Source organism: Microbacterium sp. UMB0228, assembly GCF_002871415.1.
Lineage (GTDB): Bacteria > Actinomycetota > Actinomycetes > Actinomycetales > Microbacteriaceae > Microbacterium.
In genome coordinates, this window is record NZ_PNFU01000005.1 from 284,675 (window position 1) to 306,082 (window position 21,408).

The 21,408-nt window shown below is 70.2% G+C and carries 19 protein-coding genes; 6 read left to right on the forward strand and 13 right to left on the reverse strand.

The features are described 5' to 3' along the window. Positions 1-2: 2 nt before the first annotated feature. The 3 genes from grpE to CJ226_RS13595 form a co-directional block, all read right to left on the reverse strand. Complete coding sequence (grpE, locus tag CJ226_RS13585; RefSeq protein WP_060921591.1) at positions 3-647, reverse strand: nucleotide exchange factor GrpE; 645 nt, start codon at positions 645-647, stop codon at positions 3-5. Between the two features lie 2 nt (positions 648-649). Then, complete coding sequence (gene dnaK / locus CJ226_RS13590; protein WP_025102671.1) at positions 650-2,512, reverse strand: molecular chaperone DnaK; 1,863 nt, start codon at positions 2,510-2,512, stop codon at positions 650-652. A 150-nt stretch (positions 2,513-2,662) separates the two neighbouring features. Continuing rightward, a complete protein-coding gene (locus tag CJ226_RS13595; RefSeq protein WP_102209495.1) occupies positions 2,663-3,928 on the reverse strand; it encodes an HNH endonuclease signature motif containing protein in 1,266 nt (421 codons plus the stop codon). 169 nt (positions 3,929-4,097) lie between these two features. On the opposite strand from CJ226_RS13595, the gene CJ226_RS13600 reads away from it, so the two are divergent. The 3 genes from CJ226_RS13600 to CJ226_RS13610 are packed head-to-tail and all read left to right on the forward strand — an operon-like array spanning position 4,098 to position 6,193. Further along, positions 4,098-4,901 (forward strand): MerR family transcriptional regulator, encoded by an 804-nt coding sequence (locus CJ226_RS13600; protein WP_102209496.1) that lies wholly within the window; start codon positions 4,098-4,100, stop codon positions 4,899-4,901. Positions 4,902-4,933: 32 nt separating this feature from the next. Further along, a complete protein-coding gene (locus CJ226_RS13605; RefSeq protein WP_102209497.1) occupies positions 4,934-5,524 on the forward strand; it encodes an HAD family phosphatase in 591 nt (196 codons plus the stop codon). A 9-nt stretch (positions 5,525-5,533) separates the two neighbouring features. Beyond that, a complete protein-coding gene (locus CJ226_RS13610) occupies positions 5,534-6,193 on the forward strand; it encodes a hypothetical protein (RefSeq protein ID WP_102209498.1) in 660 nt (219 codons plus the stop codon). A 6-nt stretch (positions 6,194-6,199) separates the two neighbouring features. Here CJ226_RS13610 and CJ226_RS13615 read toward each other — a convergent pair whose 3' ends face one another. Beyond that, on the reverse strand, positions 6,200-6,661 hold the full coding sequence (locus CJ226_RS13615; protein ID WP_085605135.1) for a DUF3817 domain-containing protein: 462 nt from the start codon (positions 6,659-6,661) through the stop codon (positions 6,200-6,202). Between the two features lie 84 nt (positions 6,662-6,745). Between CJ226_RS13615 and CJ226_RS13620 the strand changes: the two genes are divergently transcribed. Continuing rightward, positions 6,746-7,711 carry a helix-turn-helix domain-containing protein gene (locus tag CJ226_RS13620; RefSeq protein ID WP_257996663.1) on the forward strand — a complete coding sequence of 322 codons (966 nt, stop codon included), beginning with the start codon at positions 6,746-6,748 and terminating at the stop codon, positions 7,709-7,711. Positions 7,712-7,748: 37 nt separating this feature from the next. On the opposite strand, the gene CJ226_RS13625 is transcribed toward CJ226_RS13620, so the two are convergent. Continuing rightward, on the reverse strand, positions 7,749-8,945 hold the full coding sequence (locus CJ226_RS13625) for an MFS transporter (protein ID WP_102209499.1): 1,197 nt from the start codon (positions 8,943-8,945) through the stop codon (positions 7,749-7,751). Positions 8,946-9,194: 249 nt separating this feature from the next. Here CJ226_RS13625 and CJ226_RS13630 point away from each other — a divergent pair, with 249 nt between their 5' ends. Further along, a complete protein-coding gene (locus tag CJ226_RS13630) occupies positions 9,195-10,067 on the forward strand; it encodes a serine protein kinase RIO (RefSeq protein WP_102209500.1) in 873 nt (290 codons plus the stop codon). 9 nt (positions 10,068-10,076) lie between these two features. Here CJ226_RS13630 and speB read toward each other — a convergent pair whose 3' ends face one another. From speB to CJ226_RS13650, 4 genes are read right to left on the reverse strand one after another with little or no spacing between them, the layout of a single operon-like run. Next, complete coding sequence (speB, locus tag CJ226_RS13635) at positions 10,077-11,024, reverse strand: agmatinase (protein ID WP_062637285.1); 948 nt, start codon at positions 11,022-11,024, stop codon at positions 10,077-10,079. A gap of 32 nt (positions 11,025-11,056) precedes the next feature. Beyond that, the gene (locus CJ226_RS13640) at positions 11,057-12,673 is read right to left on the reverse strand and encodes a thiamine pyrophosphate-binding protein (protein WP_102209501.1); all 1,617 of its coding nucleotides are present in this window, start codon (positions 12,671-12,673) and stop codon (positions 11,057-11,059) included. A 10-nt stretch (positions 12,674-12,683) separates the two neighbouring features. Further along, the gene (locus CJ226_RS13645) at positions 12,684-14,351 is read right to left on the reverse strand and encodes an amidohydrolase (protein ID WP_102209502.1); all 1,668 of its coding nucleotides are present in this window, start codon (positions 14,349-14,351) and stop codon (positions 12,684-12,686) included. A 42-nt stretch (positions 14,352-14,393) separates the two neighbouring features. Then, on the reverse strand, positions 14,394-15,737 hold the full coding sequence (locus CJ226_RS13650; protein ID WP_102209503.1) for an MFS transporter: 1,344 nt from the start codon (positions 15,735-15,737) through the stop codon (positions 14,394-14,396). Between the two features lie 218 nt (positions 15,738-15,955). Between CJ226_RS13650 and CJ226_RS13655 the strand changes: the two genes are divergently transcribed. After that, the gene (locus tag CJ226_RS13655) at positions 15,956-16,852 is read left to right on the forward strand and encodes an Lrp/AsnC family transcriptional regulator (protein WP_025102681.1); all 897 of its coding nucleotides are present in this window, start codon (positions 15,956-15,958) and stop codon (positions 16,850-16,852) included. A gap of 291 nt (positions 16,853-17,143) precedes the next feature. On the opposite strand, the gene CJ226_RS13660 is transcribed toward CJ226_RS13655, so the two are convergent. From CJ226_RS13660 to CJ226_RS13675, 4 genes are read right to left on the reverse strand one after another with little or no spacing between them, the layout of a single operon-like run. Beyond that, on the reverse strand, positions 17,144-18,124 hold the full coding sequence (locus CJ226_RS13660; protein WP_102209504.1) for a serine hydrolase: 981 nt from the start codon (positions 18,122-18,124) through the stop codon (positions 17,144-17,146). Between the two features lie 16 nt (positions 18,125-18,140). Then, positions 18,141-19,058 carry a carbohydrate ABC transporter permease gene (locus tag CJ226_RS13665; protein ID WP_102209505.1) on the reverse strand — a complete coding sequence of 306 codons (918 nt, stop codon included), beginning with the start codon at positions 19,056-19,058 and terminating at the stop codon, positions 18,141-18,143. Continuing rightward, entirely contained in the window at positions 19,058-20,014 is a 957-nt protein-coding gene (locus tag CJ226_RS13670) for a carbohydrate ABC transporter permease (protein WP_025102684.1), read from the reverse strand. Before CJ226_RS13670 ends, CJ226_RS13665 begins: the two co-directional genes overlap by 1 nt. A 54-nt stretch (positions 20,015-20,068) precedes the next feature. Beyond that, a complete protein-coding gene (locus CJ226_RS13675; protein ID WP_102209506.1) occupies positions 20,069-21,352 on the reverse strand; it encodes an ABC transporter substrate-binding protein in 1,284 nt (427 codons plus the stop codon). Positions 21,353-21,408 lie beyond the last annotated feature (56 nt).

Here is a 21,408-nt window from a genome sequence, read left to right on the forward strand (position 1 = left end):
ACCTACTCCGCAGGGACGGCGACGACGACCTTCGCAGGACGCAGCTCGACCTCGCCGAGGCGGTAGCCCACCTCGACGACCTCGAGCACCGTGGTCTTCGAGGTGCCGGGGGTCGGCTGCTGGAAGATCGCCTCGTGACGCTGGGGGTCGAACTCCTCGCCCTTCTCGCCGTAGGCGACCACGCCGAGGCGCTCCACGACCGCGCGCACCTTCTCGGCGATCACGGCGAAGGGGCTGCCCTCGACCAGATCGCCGTGCTGCTCGGCGCGGGCCAGGTCGTCGAGCACGGGGATGAGGCCCTTGGCGGCCTCGCCCTTCGCGCGCTCGATCTCGATCTGGCGCTGCTCCTCCGTACGGCGGCGGTAGTTCGCGTACTCGGCCTGCAGGCGCTTGAGGTCGGTCAGCAGGGCGTTCTCGGCGTCGGCGATCGCGGCGTCGCCCGCGGCGGCATCCGCCGTCTGCGCGGCACCGAGGATGTCCTCGACCGTCAGCCCTTCCTCGGCCTCGGCAGCGGCGTCGACCGGGGTCTCGTCGGAGCCCTCGGCGGCCTTCGCCTCGCGGGAGTCCTGGTTCTGCGGCACGGGGCCGGATGCCTGAGCATCCGACCCCTCCGGAACCTCGTTCTCGTCGAAGTTCTTGTCCGTCATGATTACTTCTTCTCGTCCTCGTCGTCGACGACCTCGGCGTCGATGACGTCCTCGTCGGAGGAGGGGGCGTCACCGGTCGGGGTCTCGCCCTCGGCCGAAGCGCCGGCGGCGTCCGCCTGCGAGGAGGCGTAGATCGCCTCGCCGAGCTTCGACTGGGACTGGTTGAGCTTCTCGAACGCGGTCTTCACGGCCTCGTCGTCGTCGCCGGCCAGTGCCGTCTTGAGTGCGTCGACGTCGGCCTTGACCTCGGTCTTCACGTCCTCGGGGAGCTTGTCCTCGTTCTCCGAGATGAGCTTCTCGATGGAGTAGGCGAGGGTCTCGGCCTGGTTGCGGGTCTCCGCAGCCTCACGACGCGCCTTGTCCTCGGCGGCGTGCTCCTCGGCCTCGCGCACCATGCGCTCGATGTCCTCCTTCGACAGCGACGAACCGCCGGAGATGACGATCGACTTCTCGGTGCCGGTGCCCTTGTCCTTCGCGGACACGTGCACGATGCCGTTGGCGTCGATGTCGAACGTGACCTCGATCTGCGGGATGCCGCGAGGAGCCGGCGCGATGCCGGTGAGCTCGAAGGTGCCGAGCGGCTTGTTGTCGCGCGTGAAGTCACGCTCGCCCTGGAAGACCTGGATCGCGACGGACGGCTGGTTGTCGTCGGCCGTGGTGAAGGTCTCGCTCCGCTTGGTCGGGATGGCCGTGTTGCGCTCGATGAGCTTGGTCATCATGCCGCCCTTGGTCTCGATGCCGAGGGAGAGCGGGGTGACATCGATGAGCAGGACGTCCTTGCGCTCGCCCTTGAGGACACCGGCCTGCAACGCGGCGCCGACGGCGACGACCTCGTCCGGGTTCACACCCTTGTTGGCTTCCTTGCCGGTCTCGCGCTTGACGAGTTCGGCGACGGCGGGCATACGGGTGGAACCACCCACGAGGACGATGTGGTCGATGTCGGACACCTTGATGCCGGCCTCGCGGATGACGTCCTCGAACGGCTTCTTGGTGCGGTCGAGCAGGTCCTTCGTGAGGTCCTCGAACTTCGCGCGGGTCACGGTCTCGGAGAGCGAGACGGGGCCCGAGTCGGTCAGCGACAGGTACGGGAGGTTGATGCTCGTGGACGTGGAGCTGGAGAGCTCCTTCTTCGCCTGCTCCGCGGCCTCCTTGAGGCGCTGCAGGGCGATCTTGTCACCCGAGACGTCGACGCCCGTGGTCTCCTTGAACTGCTTGATCAGGTAGTCGACGAGACGCTGGTCCCAGTCGTCTCCACCGAGACGGTTGTCACCGGCGGTGGCGCGCACCTGGATCGTGGAGAAGTCGTCGTCCTTGCCCACCTCGAGGAGGGAGACGTCGAACGTTCCGCCACCGAGGTCGAAGACGAGGATGAGCTCGTCCTCCTTGCCCTTGTCGAGGCCGTAGGCCAGGGCGGCCGCGGTCGGCTCGTTGATGATGCGGAGCACGTTGAGGCCCGCGATCTCACCGGCCTCCTTGGTGGCCTGACGCTCGGCGTCGTTGAAGTACGCCGGAACCGTGATGACGGCGTCGGTCACGGTGTCGCCGAGGTAGGACTCGGCGTCGCGCTTGAGCTTCTGGAGGATGCGCGCGGAGATCTCCTGCGGCGTCCACTTCTTGCCGTCGACGTCGAAGCTCCAGTCGGTGCCCATGTGGCGCTTGACCGAGGCGATCGTCCGGTCGACGTTGGTGACGGCCTGGCGCTTCGCGGTCTCGCCGACGAGCACCTCCCCGTCCTTGGTGAAGGCGACGACCGAAGGGGTCGTGCGGAAGCCCTCGGCGTTGGCGATGACCTTGGGCTCGCCACCCTCGAGGACGCTGACGACGGAGTTGGTGGTTCCGAGGTCGATACCGACAGCACGTGCCATGTGTTCTCTCCTTTGTTGGGAAGTCTGTAGTGGTCTGGAAACCTGCGGCGATCAGGGAAACCTGAGTCGCGATGACTCAAGTGTACGCCGAGGCCTGAGGGCTGTCAAATGAACTTGATATGAACAGGCTCAAGTTTTGCCCGCCCGGTATCAGAAGGGCGCATCCGCCGCTTCCTCGGTGAAGGTGACGGTGTTCGACGGCGGCGGGCGGTCGATGTAGACCCTCCCCGCCGGACTCGTCCAGGCGTAGAGCCCGCCGCCACGCGCCTCGACATGCCAGGCGGACTGATGTTTCAAGACGTGATGCCGACGGCACAGGTGACCGAGATTCGAGGCGGTCGTCTGCCCGCCGAGCGCAGCGTCGCGGTGGTGATCGATGTCGCATTGCGCGGGCGGGTACCCGCATCCGGGGAATCGGCACCGTTGATCCCTCGCTCTCAGATGGCGCCGCAACTCGGCGTTCGGTCGATATCTGTCCACGGCCAGGACCCCGCCTGTCACAGGATGCGTGAGGATCCGGTCCCATCCGGAAGCCGCGCCTGCCAGCCTCCGTGCCGTGACCGGGTCGACAGGGGTGCGACCGTCGAGCTCTGCCGGCGCTGTGCCCCGACCGAGGAGGGTCATGATGGGGATCGTGACCGCGACCGTGGGCACGATGGCGGCCAGGGCGCCGTCGCAGTCGTCATGGCCGGCCAGCGCACCGGTGAGGAGGAGGTCGAGCGCGAGATCGGCCCTGGACTGCGCGACGGTTCGCAGGTCCGTCGGGTCGTCGTCGGCCTGCGCGGTTTCGGCCATGGTGGTCAGTCGATCGAAGACACCGTGCACCAGCGCTGCCGGCCCCAGGAGTCCGAGTTCAGCCATCCCGTCAGGGGCGTCCCGCACCCACACGCGGCGCTGCTCACGGGCATCCTCATGGCGCTCACCGAGCGGTCGGGCATGGAACTCCTCCGCGACTCGGCGCGCCATCCCGGCCACACGATTCGGCGCCTCGCTCTCGGCGAAGGCGATCATCCGCGCAGAGAAGGCGTCGCGATCCGCCTCGTCTTCGAGGTGCGCGCCCGCCTCCGCGATGACGCGGGCGTGTCCGGCAGTGATCCGCCCGGCGCCCCATGCGCCCCACAGCCGAGGAAAGCGCTCCACGATCCAGACCGCATCGGCCATCCGCCGCTGCACCGTCCTGTCGCTCGTCCGCAGCGCGGCAGCGAACTCCGCCGCGACCGTGCGCACGCTCAGATCCGCGCCGTCCGGATGCGCGGCCTGCGCCGCGACCTCGACGGCGAGGCGCGATCCCAGAGCCAGGATCCCATCCCGCGCAGCCTGCAGACCACTGATCGTCCGCTCGACACCGACGAGCATCTCCGTGAGCGCTCGGAGCGCCTCCACCTGCTCGATCGTCGCGTCCGCCAGTCCTGCCATACCCCGAGTGAAGCAGGGGCCACCGACATTGAAAGCCCAGTTCAGAAGCGGTAAACGATATTCCGGAATCCTCTGCGCGCGAAGGAGGCCACACCGAGCCCGCTCCGCCTCGACGACCGCGAGCCGCCATGCTTGACTCTCACACGGTGTCAGACAGGAGAACAGAGACATGTTCTCCATCGGAGCGTTCGCGCAGATCGGCCAGGTGACCCACCGGATGCTCCGGCACTGGGACACGGCCGGGCTGCTCGTCCCCGCCCACGTGGACGAGTTCACCGGCTACCGGTCGTACGATCCGTCGCAGCTCGAGCGTCTGCACCGGATCGTCGCCCTGCGTCAGCTCGGCTTCGGTCTCGACGACATCTCGGCGATCCTCGCCCAGGGCGTCGACGCCGACCGGATCGCGGCACTCCTGCGCATCCGGCGTGCCGAGGTGGAGCAGGAGCACCGGCTCGCCGCCGCGCGACTCGTCGATGTGGAACGGCGCCTCCACCTCATCGAGGAGGAGAAGCACATGTCGCAGATCGAGATCGTCCAGAAGCCCCTCCCCGCCGTGCGCCTCGCGGCCATCCGCACCGTCGTCGCCGAGCAGCCGGCGGTCGCCGAGGTCGTGGGCCCCTCCTTCGACGCCGTGGCCGAGGTCATCGGCGACGAATGCGGAGCCCTCACCACTCCGATCGCCCAGTACCGGACGCTGCCGGACGGGATGGAGGTCGTCGCCGGGTACTCCTACTCCGGCCCCGCCGCCGACGGGGTCAAGATTATCGAACTCCCCGCCGAGGAGGACGCCGTCTGTGGCGTGCACCTCGGATCGATGGAGCGGATCGCGGAGAGCTGGCACGCCATCCACACCGAGGTCGTCGCGCGCGGCCTCGTGCACGCCGGGCCCTGCCGGGAACTGTACGTGCGCGCCCTCGGGGACGACCAGTCGGACTGGGTCACCGAGCTCCAGCAGCCCGTCGCGCGCCGCTGACGCGGCGCCCGACCTGCGGGCAGGATGGGGGCATGATCCGTGCCGTGCTCTTCGACCTCGACGGGGTCGTCCGTCACTTCGATCACGACCCCGACCTGGAAGCGCGGCACGGCCTCCCGGACGGCACGATCCTCCGCATCGCCTTCGCGTCGCCGCTGATCGAGGCGGTGACCACGGGCGCCCTCACACGGGAGGAGTGGATCACCCGAGTCGGTGAGGCTGCCGGCTCCCCCACCGCCGCACGGGAGTGGGGGCGCACGCCGTTCGCCGCCGACCCGGACGTGCTCGCGCTCGTCGACGAACTGCGATCCCACGGGATCATCTGCGCCATCCTTACGAACGGCACCGACACGATCGCCGACGAGCTCGAGGTCAGCGGCATCGGGGCGCACTTCGATCGGGTGTTCAACTCCGCCGAGATCGGGCACGCCAAGCCCGACGTGCGAGCGTTCCGCCACGTGGTGGACGACCTCGTTCTCGTGCCAGAGGAGATCTTCTTCCTCGACGATTCGGAAGGGAAGCTCAGCGGCGCACGAGAGGTCGGCATGTACACACACCACTTCTCCGGCGTCGCCGGCCTCCGCACCGCTCTGGCAGCGGCCGGCGTCATGGTGCCCCGCTAGGCTGACCGCATGAACCGCACCCCCGTCCGACGGCTCGCAGCCGCGGTCCTCGCCGCCGCTGCAGCGCTCTCGCTGAGCGGGTGCCTGTACGCGCAGATCCCGGAGTCCGCTCCGACGGCCCCGTCACCGACCGCGGGCCCGCAGACGGACACCCCGGCGGACGAGCCGACCGGCGGCACGACCTTGTCCTTCGCGGAGGGCACCGAGCTCTCCGCCGACGCCTACATCGAGTGGGGCGACGGGCTCCTCACGCATGACAGGTGGAAGACGGTGGCCCCCGATGACGGCAACGGAGGCTGGACCTACGGCACGGTCGACGGCACCTGCACCGCCCAGTTCTGGCAGGGTCTCATCGCTGACGTGCCGACCGTGAGCGGCGACGACTCCGTCTCGTCCGACGCGATCCTCGGCGTCCTGCTGCAGTCGACCACGACGGACATCACCCCGCACGCGAAGACCGGCGAGTTCAGCTACCTGAGCGGAGGCACGGGCGGTGTCGAGAACCGCTGGGTCGCGGGCGGGGACGGCGACCGCTCCTGGATCATGGCGGCACGCGCCTTCACGAAGACCGGGGTCGGCCTCTACGTCATCGTGGACTGCACCGGCGCCGATCCGGCTGCCATCATGGACGAGGTCAACGAGGCGAACGCGATCGTCGTCACGCCCTGACCGAGGTCACTTGCCCCCGGGAGGGCCGACCAGCAGCAGGATCACGTAGAGCGCGACGATGCCCACGACCAGCAGCACCGCGAGCACCCAGGGGCGGCGGAGGAACCAGCGCATCAGGCGGTCGTACCAGCGGCGGTCACGCGGGTCATCGGTGGCGTCGAGGCGCCAGTCGCCCCGAAGACGACCGGTGCGGTGCAGCCAGATCTCCATCGGGATGGTCGCGTACGGCACGACCGCGCTGAGGACGGCGAGCACGCCGACGCCGGGGTGCCAGCGCTGATTGAGCGCGACGAGGACGGCGGTCGCGGCGTAGGCGAGGAACACGAAACCGTGGATGCCGCCGCCGACCGTCACGACGACTCCGGGGGCTCCGACGGCGCGGGCGATGATCGCGGCGATGAGGAGGGTCCAGGTGATCGCCTCCGCGATCGCGAGGACACGGTACAGGCGGCCAGGGGTGCGGAACACGGAACTCCTCGGGTGGGGTACCCCTCCAGCGTATCCCGCTTCGAATCGCCCACTTGGCCCCATCCGGCGCCGAAATGGAGCAAGGTGAGCGATTCGAAGGGGAATAGGGGGACGGCAGCCGACGTTGCCGAAGGCATGGTGACGGTGGACGCGGATGCGCTGTCCGCTGTGCTCGGCACGGTGGATCTGCGGGTGGGGATCGCCCGCCGCGTGCGGCTGAGCCCCGGAGGACTCCTGCCGCTGCCGCCCGGACGCATCACCCTCGTCTACCTCGCCGACGGCGCCGTGCACGGGCATCCGCCTCTGGGCACGGGCTGCCGCCTCGACGTGGACCGTGACTCGCAGCAGCTCACGGTCGAGGACCCAGGACACCGCGACCGACTCGTCGCCGGCGACGCCTTCCTGCTGCTCCGCGGAGATACCTTCGCGCTGGAGGCCGACGCCGACACCGCGCTCCTCGTCGTCGACATCGAGCTCGCGGACACCGCCTCTCCCCTCCCCGCGCTCCTGCCGCCCTTCCTCACGGTGACCGGATTCGACGCGCTGGAGCCGGCCGCCGCCGCCCTCGCCGAGAACATGGGCGTGGTCGACGCGGCCGCGTGCCCGGTGCGCCAGGGCGACCCGCTGATCTGCCGGATGATGGCGACCACCGTGCTGCTCTCGGTCATCCGGGCCTGGGCGGCCAACGGCTGTGCGCCCGCGGGGTGGCCCTCACTGTCGAAGGACCCCTTCCTCGACCGTGTGGTGGACGCCATCCATGAGCAGCCGGGACGGGACTGGACCGTCGAGCGCCTGGCCGCCGTCGGGGCCATGTCGCGCTCGGCCTTCGCGGAGCGGTTCCGCCTGGCCGTGGGCCGCTCCCCCGCCGACTATGTGACGGAGGTGCGGATCGACGCCGCAAAGCGGATGCTCCAGGCCGGGCAGTCGGTCTCGAGCGTCTCGCGCGAGCTCGGCTACGCCTCGGACGAGGGCTTCAGTCGTGCCTTCCGCCGCCGGACGGGGATGACGCCCTCCTCGTGGCGCGCCTCGCACTCCCTGGTTCCTGCCTGATCCCACGACCTCTTCCCCCGCGCGGGCGGGCACGGCGTCAGGAGCGGGAGCTGCGGCGGTTCGAGAGGCCGAACAGCACGGCACCGGTGAGGAGCGAGACCGCACCGATGGCGTAGACGAGCTCGATGCTCAGGGTGTCGACGAGGAGTCCGCCCACGCCCGCCGCGAGAGTGATCGCGCCCTGGAACCCGACGACCACGAGGCTCCCCCCGGCCTCCAGGCGGTCCGGCATCCGGTGGCCCACCCAGGTGTTCACGACGATCAGCCACGACGAGAAGAAGAAGCCCCAGAGGAGCACGACCGCACCGATGCCGATGATCGATCCGGAGAAGAGCACCATCGACAGCACGGCGGCCGAGATCACCAGCGGCGCGAACACCGCGAAGAAGGCGAAGGAGCGGTCGATCACGAGGCCGATGGAGAGGTTGCCGAGAAGGCCTCCGACACCGAACAGCGCCAGCAGCACGACGATCGTCGAGGCGTCCACGTCCGGGATGCGCTCCAGCGCGAGGCGGACGTAGGTGTAGGCGAGGAAGTGGCCGAGCACGACGAGCACGTGTCCGACCATCCCGAGTCCGATGCCCGGACGCCGCACCGTGTCGACGAGCAGACGCAGGCTCGACGCCCGCTCAGCCGGCACGGTCGGCAGCGCCCATCGCAGGGCCACGGCCAGCACCACCATGAGCACTCCCGCGATCGCGAACACGGCACGCCAGTCGACGACCTCGCTCAACATGACCCCGAGCGGGACGCCGGCGACCGTGGCGAGCGAGACACCCGCGGAGGTGAACATCACCCCGCGACCGAGGTGCTCCGGCCCCGCGAGCCGCGCGGCGACCGTGATCGACATCGTCCAGTAGGCACTGATCGCCGCTCCCAGCAGGAACCGCGCCAGCAGCACGACCACGAGGTTCGGAGCGATCGCGACCACGAGGTTCGACACGGCCGCGGCGAGCGCCATCCACACCAGCAGCGACCGACGGTCCAGACGGGGGAACACGAGCCCCACGGTCGGGGCGACGAAGAGCCCGACGAGCGCGGTGACGGTGACGGTCTGACCGGCCTGGCCGGGAGTCACCCCGAGGCCGTCCGCCATCTCGGTGAGCACTCCGTTGGGGAGGAACTCGGCGGTCACCAGCAGGAAGCCCATCACCATGAGGGCGATGAGTCCGCCGTAGCGGATGCGGTCGACGCGGGTGGTCGGCAGGGTCGGGACGGGGGCGGTCGTGGTCATGCTTCCAGACTCGCAACGGGGGCGGGCGCGCGCCCGACCGGTCGTCCGCCGCATCCGACCGATCGTCCGGCCCTGGACAACCCCCGGGAGACCCCCTAGGCTCGACGACGCACCGGGACCCGCCCGGGAAGCCCGAGCGAAGGAGGCGATGAGATGAACGCTGTCGTCGTCGCGCCTATCGCCGACCACCTTCCCTTCGAGGCCACCCGCTCCTGATCGCCGCGTGGCCTCCCTTCCCGGAGCCACACCGTGACCGAATCCCCCGCTTCCTCGGAAGCCGCGTCCTTCGACGCCACCTCCTTCGATTCCCTCGAGACCGCCCTCTCCTTCGCCGAGGTCGAGCCCGGCCCGAACCAGCGCTGGACGACCTGGCCCTCGTCCACCCCCACCGAGCGGGGACCGGACCCCCGCCCCGCCTGGGTGGTGACCTCTGCCGGCGCCCTGGACACCGAGCTCGGCATCCTGAAGACCGGCAAGGAGGCCGACGTGTTCCTGCTGGAGCGCGCCGTGCCCGACGACCCGACGCAGCGCACCCTCCTCGCCGCCAAGCGCTACCGCGGCATCGAGAACCGGAGCTTCCAGCGCTCCGCCGTCTACACCGAGGGACGCAGCACGCGGAACACCCGCGACACGCGCGCCCTCGCCAAGAAGACCGCCCACGGACGGGAGGTCGCCGCAGCCCAGTGGTCGCTCGCGGAGTTCGAGGCCCTGTGCCGGATGTGGGAGCGCGGCGCCCCGGTCCCCTATCCCGTGCAGGTCAGCGGTACCGAGGTGCTCATGGAGTTCCTCGGCGACGACCGGGGCATCGCGGCACCCCGGCTCGCCCAGGTGCGCGGGTCGAACGCCGAGATGCAGGAGTACTTCACGCAGGTGGTCGAGCTCATGCGGGTCTTCGCCGCCGCAGGCTTCGCGCACGGCGACCTCTCCGCCTACAACCTCCTCGTGCACGAGGGGCGGGTGCGGGTGATCGACCTGCCGCAGATCGTCGACGTGATCGCGAATCCGCAGGGCCTCGACCTCCTGCACCGCGACTGCGTCAACGTGTGCGACTGGTTCGCACGGCGACGGGTGGAGTGCGACGCCGAGGCCCTGTTCGCGGACCTCCTCGGGACGCTGTTCTGACTCCCGGTGTCAGGAGGCGAGTCGGGCGGCGAGAAGGGTCACCAGCTCGTACACGACGTGGCTCGCGGCGATCCCGGTCATCTGGGCGTGATCGTACGCGGGCGACACCTCCACGACGTCGGCGCCGACGATGTCGCGGTCGCGCAGCGCCCGGAGGATGCGCAGCAGCTCGCGGCTCGTCAGCCCTCCCGCCTCGGGGGTCCCGGTGCCGGGCGCGTGCGCGGGGTCGAGCACGTCGATGTCGATCGAGACGTACAGCGGCTTGTCGCCGATGCGGGTGAGGATGCGGTCGATCGCGGCCTCCACCCCGTGCTCCTCGATGTACTCGCTGGAGACGATGGAGAAGCCGAGGCGCTCGTCGTCCTCGAGGTCCTGCTTCGAGTACAGGGGTCCGCGGGTGCCGACGTGGCAACTCGCGGTGAGGTCGATCAGCCCCTCCTCGCTCGCGCGGCGGAAGGGGGTGCCGTGCGTGATGGGGGCCCCGAAGTAGGTGTCCCACGTGTCCAGGTGCGCGTCGAAATGGAGGACCGCGACGGGACCGTGCTTCGCGGCCACCGCCCGCAGGAGCGGAAGGGCCACGGTGTGGTCGCCGCCGATCGTGACGAGGCGCTGCACCTGGTCACCGAGGGCCACGGCTGCGCGCTCGACCTCGGTCACCGCCTCGGTGAGGTCGAACGGGTTCACCGGGATGTCCCCCGCATCCACCACCTGGGCGAGCTGGAACGGCGACACGTCCTGCGCGGGGTTGTAGGGCCGCAGCAGCCGCGACGACTCCCGCACGTGCGACGGGCCGAAGCGGGTGCCGGGGCGGTAGCTCACGCCGGAGTCGAACGGGATGCCGACCACCGCGATGTCGGCGCGCGGCACGTCCTCGATACGGGGCAGTCGGGCGAAGGTGGCGATGCCGGAGTACCGCGGGTTCACGGAGGCGTCGACGGGGCCGATGTTGTCGGTCATTTCTCGTTCCTGTTCGTCGGGAGGTGTGGGTCTCAGAGGGCGTGCTGCGGGATGTGCACGAGCTGCACCCCGCCGTCGGCGATGGCCGCGCGAATGCTGGGGGCGATGTCGGCGCGTGTTGCCGCCCGTCGCCCGGTCGCCCCGAAGGCGATGGCGAGCGCGGCCCAGTCCGGCTGCACGAGGTCGACGCCGACCGGGGTCATGCCCCGGTCGAGCTCGTTCTGGCGGATCTCCGCGTACCCGCCGTTGTCGACGCACACCACGGTGACGTCGAGACGCTGCTCGACGGCGGTGACGAGCTCGTTCACGCAGAACATCAGAGCGCCGTCGCCGATGACGGTGACGACCGGGCGTTCGGTCTGCGCGACGGCCGCGCCGATCGCGGCGGGGAGGCCATAGCCGAGCGTGGCGTACGTCGGCGTGTAGAGGAGGGAGTGCGGCTGCTCCTGCCGCAGCACGCTGCCGAGCGCCATGTACACGATCTGGGAGGAGTCGCCGGCGACGATCACGTCGGCAGGGAGGGCGGCGGCGATGATCTCGGCCAGCGCGACGGTGTCCGGCGCGGTCTCCCGCGACTCGGCCTCGATCGCGGCCCACTCGGCCGTGAGGTCGCGGGCGGGACGGGCGGGGTCCGGCAGCAGGGGCAGGAGGGCGTCGGTCACGGCGGCGGCGTCTCCGGTGAGAGCGACCGTCGCGGTGAGGTTCTTGTCCCGCTGCTCCGGAGAGATGTCGACGCGGATCACGGCGCCGCGTGCCTCGAGCCGCGGAGCCCAGAGCTCCGCCTCACCCAGCTTCGAGCCGACCACGAGCAGCACGTCGGCGTCTTCGGCCACGGCCCGTGCGGCGGCGAGGCGCAGGTTCGAGCCGAGGGAGAGCGGGTGCCGTTCGTCGAGCACCGCCTTGCCGTTGAGGGTCGTGAGCACGGGGGCTCCGAGCCGCTCGGCCACCGCGGCGATCTGGTGCGCGGCGTCCACCGCACCCCCACCGGCCACGATCACCGGGCGGCGGGCGGCGGACAGCAGCCGGGCGGCCTCGGCGAGCGCGATCGGATCCCCGGAGACGCGGTCGGGCATCGGACGCGGCTTCCGGTCCTCCGCGGGCACGGCGGCGGGCGCCTCCAGCACGTCGAGCGGGATCTCGATGTGCACGGGCCGGGGACGGCCGGTGCGGAAGAGGTGGAAGGCGTCATGCACGGCCCGCACCGCCTCCGCCGCGGTCGACACCCGTCGCGACCACTCCGCGATCGCGCCGACCATGGCCGTGGCGTCCTTGGTCTCGTGCAGCGTGCCGACGTCGGCGAACTCCGCCCCGACCGGCACGCCGGGCGAGAGCACGATGAGGGGTCGCGACTCGCAGAACGCGGTGCCGATCGCGCTCATCGCGTTCTGCAGGCCGGGGCCCGAGGTCGTGATCACCACACCGGGCAGCCCGGTCTGCTGCGCCCACCCATCGGCACCGTACCCCGACCCCTGCTCGTGGCGGTTGGTCACGGCGCGGATGCCGAGGTCGGCGAGGGGCCGGTAGAACTCCAGGTTGTGCGTGCCGGGGATGCCGAAGACCGCGGTCACCCCGTAGGCGCGGATGGTCTCCAGGACCGCACGGCCTGCGGTGTCGGCGTACCGGTCGTCTCCGGTGGTGTCGGTGCTCATCGTGTCATCCTCACATCGCGTGCCGACGGACGCCGTCGACCCAGGTCTCACGGACCTCGATCGCCGCGATCTCCTCGGCCGGCACCGTGAGCGGGTCGTCCGAGAGCACCGCGAAGTCGGCGTACTTGCCCGGCTCCAGGGAGCCGAGGTCGTCCTCCCGGCCGATCGAGACCGCGCCCTCGATCGTGTGCGCCCGGAGCGCCGCGGTCGCGGAGATGCGCAGGTCGTCCGGGCCGAGCGTGTGCCCGCGCCGGGTGACCCGGGTGACCGCGGTCTGGATCGCCTCCAGCGGGATGGGCTCGGCGACCGGGGCGTCCGAGGAGATCGTCATGGGCACGCCCGCACGCTCGAACTCCCCGAGGGGGTTGAAGCGCTCACCGGGCGTGCCGATGGCCTCCTCCACGCCCTCGCCCCAGTTGAAGTAGTGCTGCGTCTGGTTCACGGGACGGATGCCGGCGGCCGCCATCCGCTCGATCTGCCCGGGGGTCGGCAGTCCGCAGTGCTCGATGCGGTGCCGGGCATCCGCATCCGGGCGCTCCGCGAGCGCGGCCTCGATCGCCGACACGACCATCTCGATCGCGGTGGGCGACTGGGCGTGGGTCGCGGTCTGGAGTCCGGCCGCGTGCGCCTTGCGGATGAGCTCCGCGTAGTCGGCGGGCTCGTGGTAGAGCTGGCCGGTGCGGCAGGGGTCGCCGACGTAGCCGTCCGGGAAGTACGCGGTCCAGCCGCCCAGAGTGCCGTCGGCGTAGAACTTGATGCCCGCGAAGCTCAGGTGCGCGTTGCCGAACTGCCCGACGAGCCCCATCTCCAGCGCCTCGTCGAGCAGGTGCGACAGCAGGTACATCGACACGCGCAGCTCCAGCCGCCCGGCCTCGGCGAGCCGCAGGTACATGTCGAACTCGCGGCGCGTGACCTGACAGTCGCCGATGGAGGTGACCCCGCCCGCGAGGAACCGCTGCGTCGCCGCGTCGAGCTGGCGCAGGTGCTCCTCCGGCTCGTCCGCGAGGTGGAAGTTCGGACCGTGGTGACCGATCTTCACCCCGTGGACGCCGGTGAGGATGTTGCACGCCGCGTCGGACAGTTCGCCGGTGAGCTCGCCGTCGGCGTCGCGGAAGAACTCGCCGCCGTCCGGGTTCGGGGTGTCCCGGTCCACGCCGTTGAGGTCGAGCGTGTACGAGTTCACCACCCCGCCGTGGCCGGAGGCGTTCATGAGGTACACCTCGCGGTCGGCGGCCACCTCGTCGAGCTCGAACCTGGTGGGGTGCCGCTTCTCGGCGAGGTTCCGCTGCTCGTAGCCGTAGCCGCGCACGGGGCGCCCGGCGGGGAGCTCGGCGGCCGCGGCCTTCAGCAGCGCCACGATCTCCGGGATGCTCCCCGCCTTCTCGGGGCCGCAGTCCACCCAGGTCATCATCTGCCCGAACATCAGCGGATGCGCATGCGCGTCCACGAAGCCGGGCACGACGACCGCCTCCCCCAGATCGACGCGCTCCGGAGTGAGGCCGGCCCGTGCCGCCACGTCCTCGCACTCCGCCGCCGTGCCGAGGGCGATGATGCGCCCCCGGTCGGTCAGCATCGCGGTGACGGTGGTGTCCGCCGGGTCCGCCGTGTGGATGGCTCGCGCGGTGACGAGGACGGGAGCGGCCTGGGCCGAGCGGTCGAAGGGGGTGAGCTTTCTCATGATGCCTGTTCGCGGTGGTGTCGTGCGGGGGAAGGGTGCCGGTCAGGGCAGGCGGTTCGCCGTGGTGTCGGTCCGGGCGGTGAACGACGCCGTGACCGGGGCCTCGTCGGAGTGCTGCGGCGCGAGACGCGTGCAGATCCCGGCGATGACGGCCATGCCCACGAACATCGCGATCACCGACCAGACGCTGCCGGTCCAGGCGATGAGCTGCGTCGCGAACCAGGGCGAGAATCCGGCCCAGATGGCGGCGCCGACGCCGTACGACAGCGCGATGGACGTGTAGCGCGCCTGCGGACGGAACATCTGGGCGAGGATCGCCGCGATCGGGGCGTAGGTCGCACTCATCGCGATGCGTACGAGCGAGGCGAAGAGGAAGATCAGCGGCTCCACGCGGCCCGGCATCATCAGCAGGAACGGGGCGAAGGTCAGCACCGAGGTGATCAGGCCGATGTACATCACGTTCTTCCGGCCCCACTTGTCGCCGAGCCAGGCGACCGGCAGCGTCACGACGAACTCCACGAAGGAGGCCAGGGTCATCGCGTCGAGGATGACCTGCTCGCTGATCGCGATGGGCTCACCCGTCGCGTACGCGGTGGCGAAGGTCGTGGCCAGGTAGTAGCCGCCGGTGGAGATGGGCAGGATGCCGATGCCGAGGAGGATCGGCTTCCGATTGACACGAAGGGCGAAGGCGAGCGGCATGGACTGCTTGCGGCCCTCGATCTTCTCCTCGAAGACCGGCGACTCCTCGACGCGATACCGGACCCAGAGGCCGACTCCGATCAGCACGATGGACAGCAGGAACGGGATGCGCCAGCCGCCGTCGATGATGAACGTGTCGCCGCCGCGGGCCATGATCGCGAAGATGCCGGAGGCGAGGAGGGCGCCGGCCGGGTTGCCGAGCTGCGTGAAGCCGCCGTAGAACGTCTTCGACTTCTCGGGAGCGTGCTCGACGCTCATGAGCACCGCGCCGCCCCACTCGCCGCCGACCGCGAGGCCCTGGATGGCGCGGAGCAGGATGAGGAGGATGGGGGCGAGGATGCCGATGTTCTCGTAGGTCGGGAGGCAGCCGACGAGGACGGTCGCGGCCCCCATCAGCAGCAGCGTGATGACGAGCGAGACACGCCGACCGAGCTTGTCGCCGATGTGGCCGAAGACGATGCCGCCGAGGGGGCGGACGAGGAAGGCGACCGCGAACGTCGCGAACGCCGCGGCGGTCTCGGCCAGGGGGTCGTCGCTCGGGAAGAACAGCGGGCCGAAGACGAGGGCGGCGGCCGTGGCGTAGACGTAGAAGTCGTACCACTCGATGGTGGTGCCGACGAAGGCGGCGAAGCCGGCGCGGCGCGCGCGGCTGTGGACGCCGCTTCGGGGGGTGGGGGTAGTGGTCATGGACCCGCTCCTTCGCGGATGGTGTCGGATAGCGAAGGATGCTACGGACGTGCAGCATCGTGGGCAAGGGCAGAACTCCAGCGATACGCGTCGTTCACTGGATTTGTGTGAGACGCATCGCGCACTCCGGGCCTTCCGCTCGGTCGAACAGCGCTCTACGCTGAGGTTTTGCGGGGACGAGCGTGCACTGCGGGGAAATCGACGGAATCGGACGGCACATGGACTTCGACGCGGAACTCATCCGGGCGCTGCAGGAGGACGGCCGCGCCAGCATCCTCTCCCTCGCCGAGCGCGTCGGCCAGTCCCGCGCCGTCGTGGCGGCTCGTCTGCGCACGCTGCTCAGCGACCGCACGGTGCGGGTGGTCGCGGCCGTGGACCCCGTGTTCCTCGGGCAGCACGTGCTCGCCCACGTGTCGATCCGGACCGACGGGGCCGTCGAGGTGGTCGCCGAGCACCTGCGCGACATGTCCGAGACCGTGCTGGTGTCGGCGGTCGGCGGCGCCCACGACATCGTGACCGAGGTGCGGGTGGGCTCGATGTCGGAGCTCCACGACCTGCTCGCGCGCATCCGCGGGAGCGCCGGGGTGCTCGACATCAACACCATCATCTACTCGACCGTGATCAAGGGGTTCTTCGTCTCGGAGTACCACGGGGGCGTGACCCTCGACGGCATCGACGAGGCCCTCATCGAGCACCTGCAGTCCGACGGGCGGATGAGCTTCCGCGCCCTCGGCGAGCAGGTGCGACTCTCCCCCAGCGCGGTCGCCACCCGGGTGCAGCGGCTCATCGACGCCGGGGTCATCAAGATCAGCGCTGTGGAGGCCCGAGGGCTCGCGCACCGGCAGCTCTCGATGGGCGTGGGCATGACGCTCGGAGACGACGACGAGGCCGTGATCGACGAGCTGCGACGGGGGCGCGGCGTCGACTTCGCGGCGCGGACCCTCGGGCGGTTCGATGCCGTCGCGACCCTCGTGGAGCCCTCCGCCGGAGCCCTGTACGCGAGTCTCGAGCGCCTGCGCGCGCTCCCCGGAGTGACTCGCATCGAGGCGTGGCTGCATCTCGCGGTGCTCAAGGAGGACTACGCCCGCACCCTCCGCCCCCTCCGCACCGACTGACCCCCGTCCCCGTCCCCGTCCCAGGATCAAAACTGCGCCTCGTTCACCCACCCCCGGCACGTTTCTGCACACTCACCGCGAGGGGTTCCCCACGCGGGATGGAAACGGAGCTTCGGGAGGCGTGTGGAGGACACTTTTTGATCCGGCGCCCTCCGCACTCCCACCGGGAGGGGTTCACGGTGCGGGATGAACAAGGGGCGTCGGGAGGCGCACCGAGGGGCCTTATCGGTCCCGCATCGGTGGCGCGCAGGCGGGACCGGGGCGGGGCCGGGACCGGGGCGGATAGGGGGGTCAGGGGGTGAGGGGGGCGAGGAAGGCACGGCGGACGGCGGCGACGTCGGCGTCCTCGCGCGTGGGATGCACGCGGTTGAGGAGCAGCACGCCGTAGGCGCCCGTCTCGGGGACGACCGCGAAGCACGTGCCGGTGAAGCCGGTGTGGCCGACCGCGTCGAGGTCGCCCATCCACGCGGCATCGCGCACGCGCAGGCCGATCGCCTGCCCGTAGCCGGCGTCGGCCTGGATCGACGGGGTCGTCATCCCGCGGAACGACTCCCGTGACAGCACTCGACCCTGCGGCCCCTCGCCCTCGTCGCGGAGGAGACGGGCGAGAGCGGCGACATCCCCCACCGTGCCGAACAGTCCCGCGTGGCCGGCGGGACGGCCGAGCGCATGCGCGAGCTCGTCGTGCACCTCACCGCGCACGTTCCCGCGCTGCGGCTGCGTCTCGGTGGCGACCGAAGCGTCCCGCTCCGGAGCCGCGGTGAGCGACGCGGCGCCGATCCCCGCGGCCACCTCCGCCCAGAGCGTCGCGAGCGGGCGCTCGGAGACCCGTTCCAGATAGTCCCCGGCTGCGATGTACCCGACATCGGAATACAGGTGGCGCACGCCCGGTTCGGCACCGAGCGCCCGGCGACGCACGCGGGCCCGCAACTCCTCCCCGCGCACGCCCTCCCGCCACTCGCGCCCCTCCGCCGGCAGCCCCGAGGTGTGGGTGAGGAGGTGCCGGAGGGTGATGCGCTCCGCCCCGGCACCACTGCCCACCGTGACGACGTGCTCGACGGGCTCATCGAGGTCGATCACCCCCGCGTCGACGAGCCGCAGGGCGGCGATCGTGGTGAAGACCTTCGTCAGCGACGCGAGATCGAACAGGTGCGCGGCGGTGAGCGGAGCGGGATCGCCGTGCGCCGGCGACCCGAGGAGCTGCAGCTCTTCCGCTCCCCCGGCGACCGCGCGCACCGACGCCCACGCCGACCCCGGGGCTCCGTTCACCATGATCCGCCCGCGGCCGTCACTTGCTCATGCCGGAGGTGAGGCCGTTGATGATCTGCTTCGTCGCCAGGAGGAACAGCACCACGAGCGGGATGGTGGCGATCGTGAGTCCGGCGAACAGCTGCGGCCAATCGGTCGAGTACTCTCCGAAGAACCGAGTCAGGCCCACCGGGAGCGTGTACGAGTCGCGGTCGCGCAGCAGGATCAGCGGGTAGAAGAAGTCGTTCCAGACCGGCACGAACCGGAAGACGATCACGGTCGCGAGCGCCGGGCGCACGAGCGGCAGCAGGATCTGCAGGAACGTGCGCATCGGTCCGGCGCCGTCGATGCGCGCGGCCTCCTCCAGCTCGATCGGCAGCGCTCGGAAGAACACGGTCAGCACGAAGGTGGTGAACGGGATGCCGAGGGCGCCGTAGACGAGGATGAGGCTGAAGACGTTGCTCGTCATCTTGAGCGCGTCGAGCAGATAGAACAGCGGCAGGATCGCCAGGTGCACCGGCAGCATGAGGCCCGAGAGGAACACGGCCTCGATCCCGCGGAAGAACTTCGCCCTGGCCCGCGCGAAGGCGTAGGCGGCCAGCACCGACACGACCGTCGTGACGATGACCGACCCGACCGTGACGGTGATCGAGTTGACGAAGTACGTGTCGAACGAGGCGGTGATCCACGCGTTCTGGAAGCTCGTGAACGTCGGGGGGACGGGGAGTCCGAGCGGCTCGGTGGCGATCTGCTGCTGCGTGCGCAGGGAGTTGTTGACCATGAGCAGCAGCGGACCGATCGCGACCAGCGCGTATCCCCAGAGGAACACGTTGGCGAGGAGGCGGCCCACGAACGGGGTGTCGTTCGTGCGACGGGAGCGGCGCCGCGGGGCGGAGGGCCAGCCGGAGACGATCGCCTCGGTGGTCGGCTCCTGACGGGTGTCGAGGGCGGTGCTCATCAGAACAGCTTTCGTTCGGCGCGGCGCATCGTCGTCGTGATGACGACGGAGATGACCATGATGAAGATGAACAGGACGGTCGCGAGGGCCGAGGAGACCCCGATGGAGTTCGGGTTCCCGGACTCGAACGCGGTGCGGTAGAAGAGCAGCATCATCACGTCGGTGGAGCCGGCGGGAGCGCCGTTCGACCCGGCGAGCGCGAACGGGATGGCCATCGCCTCCATGCTGCCGATGAAGGTGAGCACGGTGATGATGCCGATCGTCGGGGTGAGCATGGGGAGGGTGATGTAGCGGAAGCGCTTCGCGGCCGTGGCCCCGTCGAGCGACGCCGCCTCCTCGATCTCCTCGGGGATGCCGCCGAGGGCCGCGCCGTACAGCAGGATCGGGAATCCGATCCACTGCCAGGCGCTGACCAGCACGATGACCCAGATCGCGAGCTGCGGATCGCCGAGCCACGGCAGCGCGAGGCTCTCCAGGCCGACGCCGCGGAGGATCGCGTTCACCGGCCCGAACAGCGGAGACAGCATCAGCGACCACAGGTAGCCGATGACCATCGGGCTCACGAGGTAGGGCAGGGCGAAGATCGTCTGGAAGAACCGCTTGGTGCGCTTGCGGCGGTGCAGCAGGGTCGCGATGCCGAGGCCGAGCGAGTTCTGGAAGACCAGGGCGCCGGCGAAGAGCAGCAGGTTGTGGCCGAACGCGTTCCACAGCTCGGAGGCGTAGGGCTCCTTGGTGAGGAGCGTGAGGTAGTTGCCGATTCCGGCGAATCCACCCTGCTTGGTGCCCTGCCAGTCGAAGAACGAGTAGCTGAGCGCGGCGAGCATCGGGTAGAGGATCAGCACCGCGAAGAGCACGGCGGCCGGGAGCACGAACAGCGCGGCCGTCGGCGTCGACAGCGCGATGCCGGTGCGGGGGCGCCGGCTCTTCGGCGGGCGCACGGGGAGGGTCAGAGCCATGGGGGTCCTTCGCTCGTGGTGGGGCGCCGGATGCGGCGCCCCACCACGCTCGGATCAGGAGGAGGGGGTGAACCAGGTGGAGATGCCCGACTGCAGGTCGGCGCCCAGCTGCTCCGGGGTCTTCTGACCGAGGAACATGGCCTGGATGTCCGGGCCGAGCACCGCGGTGCCGGTCGGGTCGCCGTACCGGAAGTCGACGAGCAGCAGGTACGGAGCCGGGTTGGCGGTGTACTGCTCGTTCATCTCCTGCATGAGCGGGTCGGAGTACTCCACCCCGGGGAGCGCGGAGAACTGGTCGACCTCGTCGGCGACGAGCTGGCCGAACTCCTTCGTCGTCATCCAGTTGAGCAGCTCGGTGGCCGCCTCCTGGTTCTCGCTGGCCGCGTTGATGCCGAAGCTGCCGTCCGCGTAGCCCGGAGTGACCGCGTGGTCGAGCGCGCTGTCGGGGGACGGCGGGACCTCGTAGACGCCCCACTCGGTGTCGGGCGCGGAGCTCTGGAACGTGGGCAGGTCGAACGAGCCGCCGGGCCACTGCGCGGCCTGGCCCGAGGTGAACTGCAGGACGGCGTCGGCGACGGCGATCGCGTTGACGTTCTTGTCGAGGTACTTCTGCATGTCCTGGACGATCTGCAGAGAGGACACGTAGGCGGGGTCGGTGAAGTCGACGTCGCCGGCGAGCACCTTCTCCTCGAAGTCCGCACCGCCGTAGTGCGCCGAGCCGACGATGTCGTGGAACATCGGCAGGACCCAGTCCTCGCGGGCGCCGAGCGCCATGGGGGTGACGCCCTCCTTCAGGAGGGTCTCCTGAAGCTCGATGAACTCGTCCCAGTCGGTGGGCTCCTCGAGGCCCATCTCGTCGAACATGGTCTTGTTGTAGAACATCTGCATGGTCTGGTACGCGAAGGGGACGCCGTAGGTCTTGCCGTCGTCCTTGCCCTGGGCCGCGCGCAGGACCGTCGGGTCGAACTGGTCGAGTCCGTCGACGATGTCGTCGATCGGCACGATCTGCTCCGACTGGATCGCCGACTGCACGCCGCCGTAGGCGCGCAGCATCGCGATGTCCGGACCATCGCTGCCCTCGAGGCCGGTGGCGAGGATCTGGTTGTACTCGGTCGGCTGGAAGCCCTCGAACTCGATGGTGACGCCGGGGTGGGACTCCTCGTAGGCGTCGAACACGGCCTCCCACTTCGGGGACGACGACGCCTGCCAGGACCAGACGGTCAGGGTGACATCGTCCTGGCCGTCGCCGCTCGAGGCTGCGGGCGCGCAGCCGGCGACGGCGAGTCCGGCGACCAGGATCCCTCCGGTGAGAGCGAGGCGGACGGGTCGGTTTCGCATGGTGTTCCTCTCGGGTGACGTCTTCGTCGCGGCACGGGGACGATGCCGACACTGCC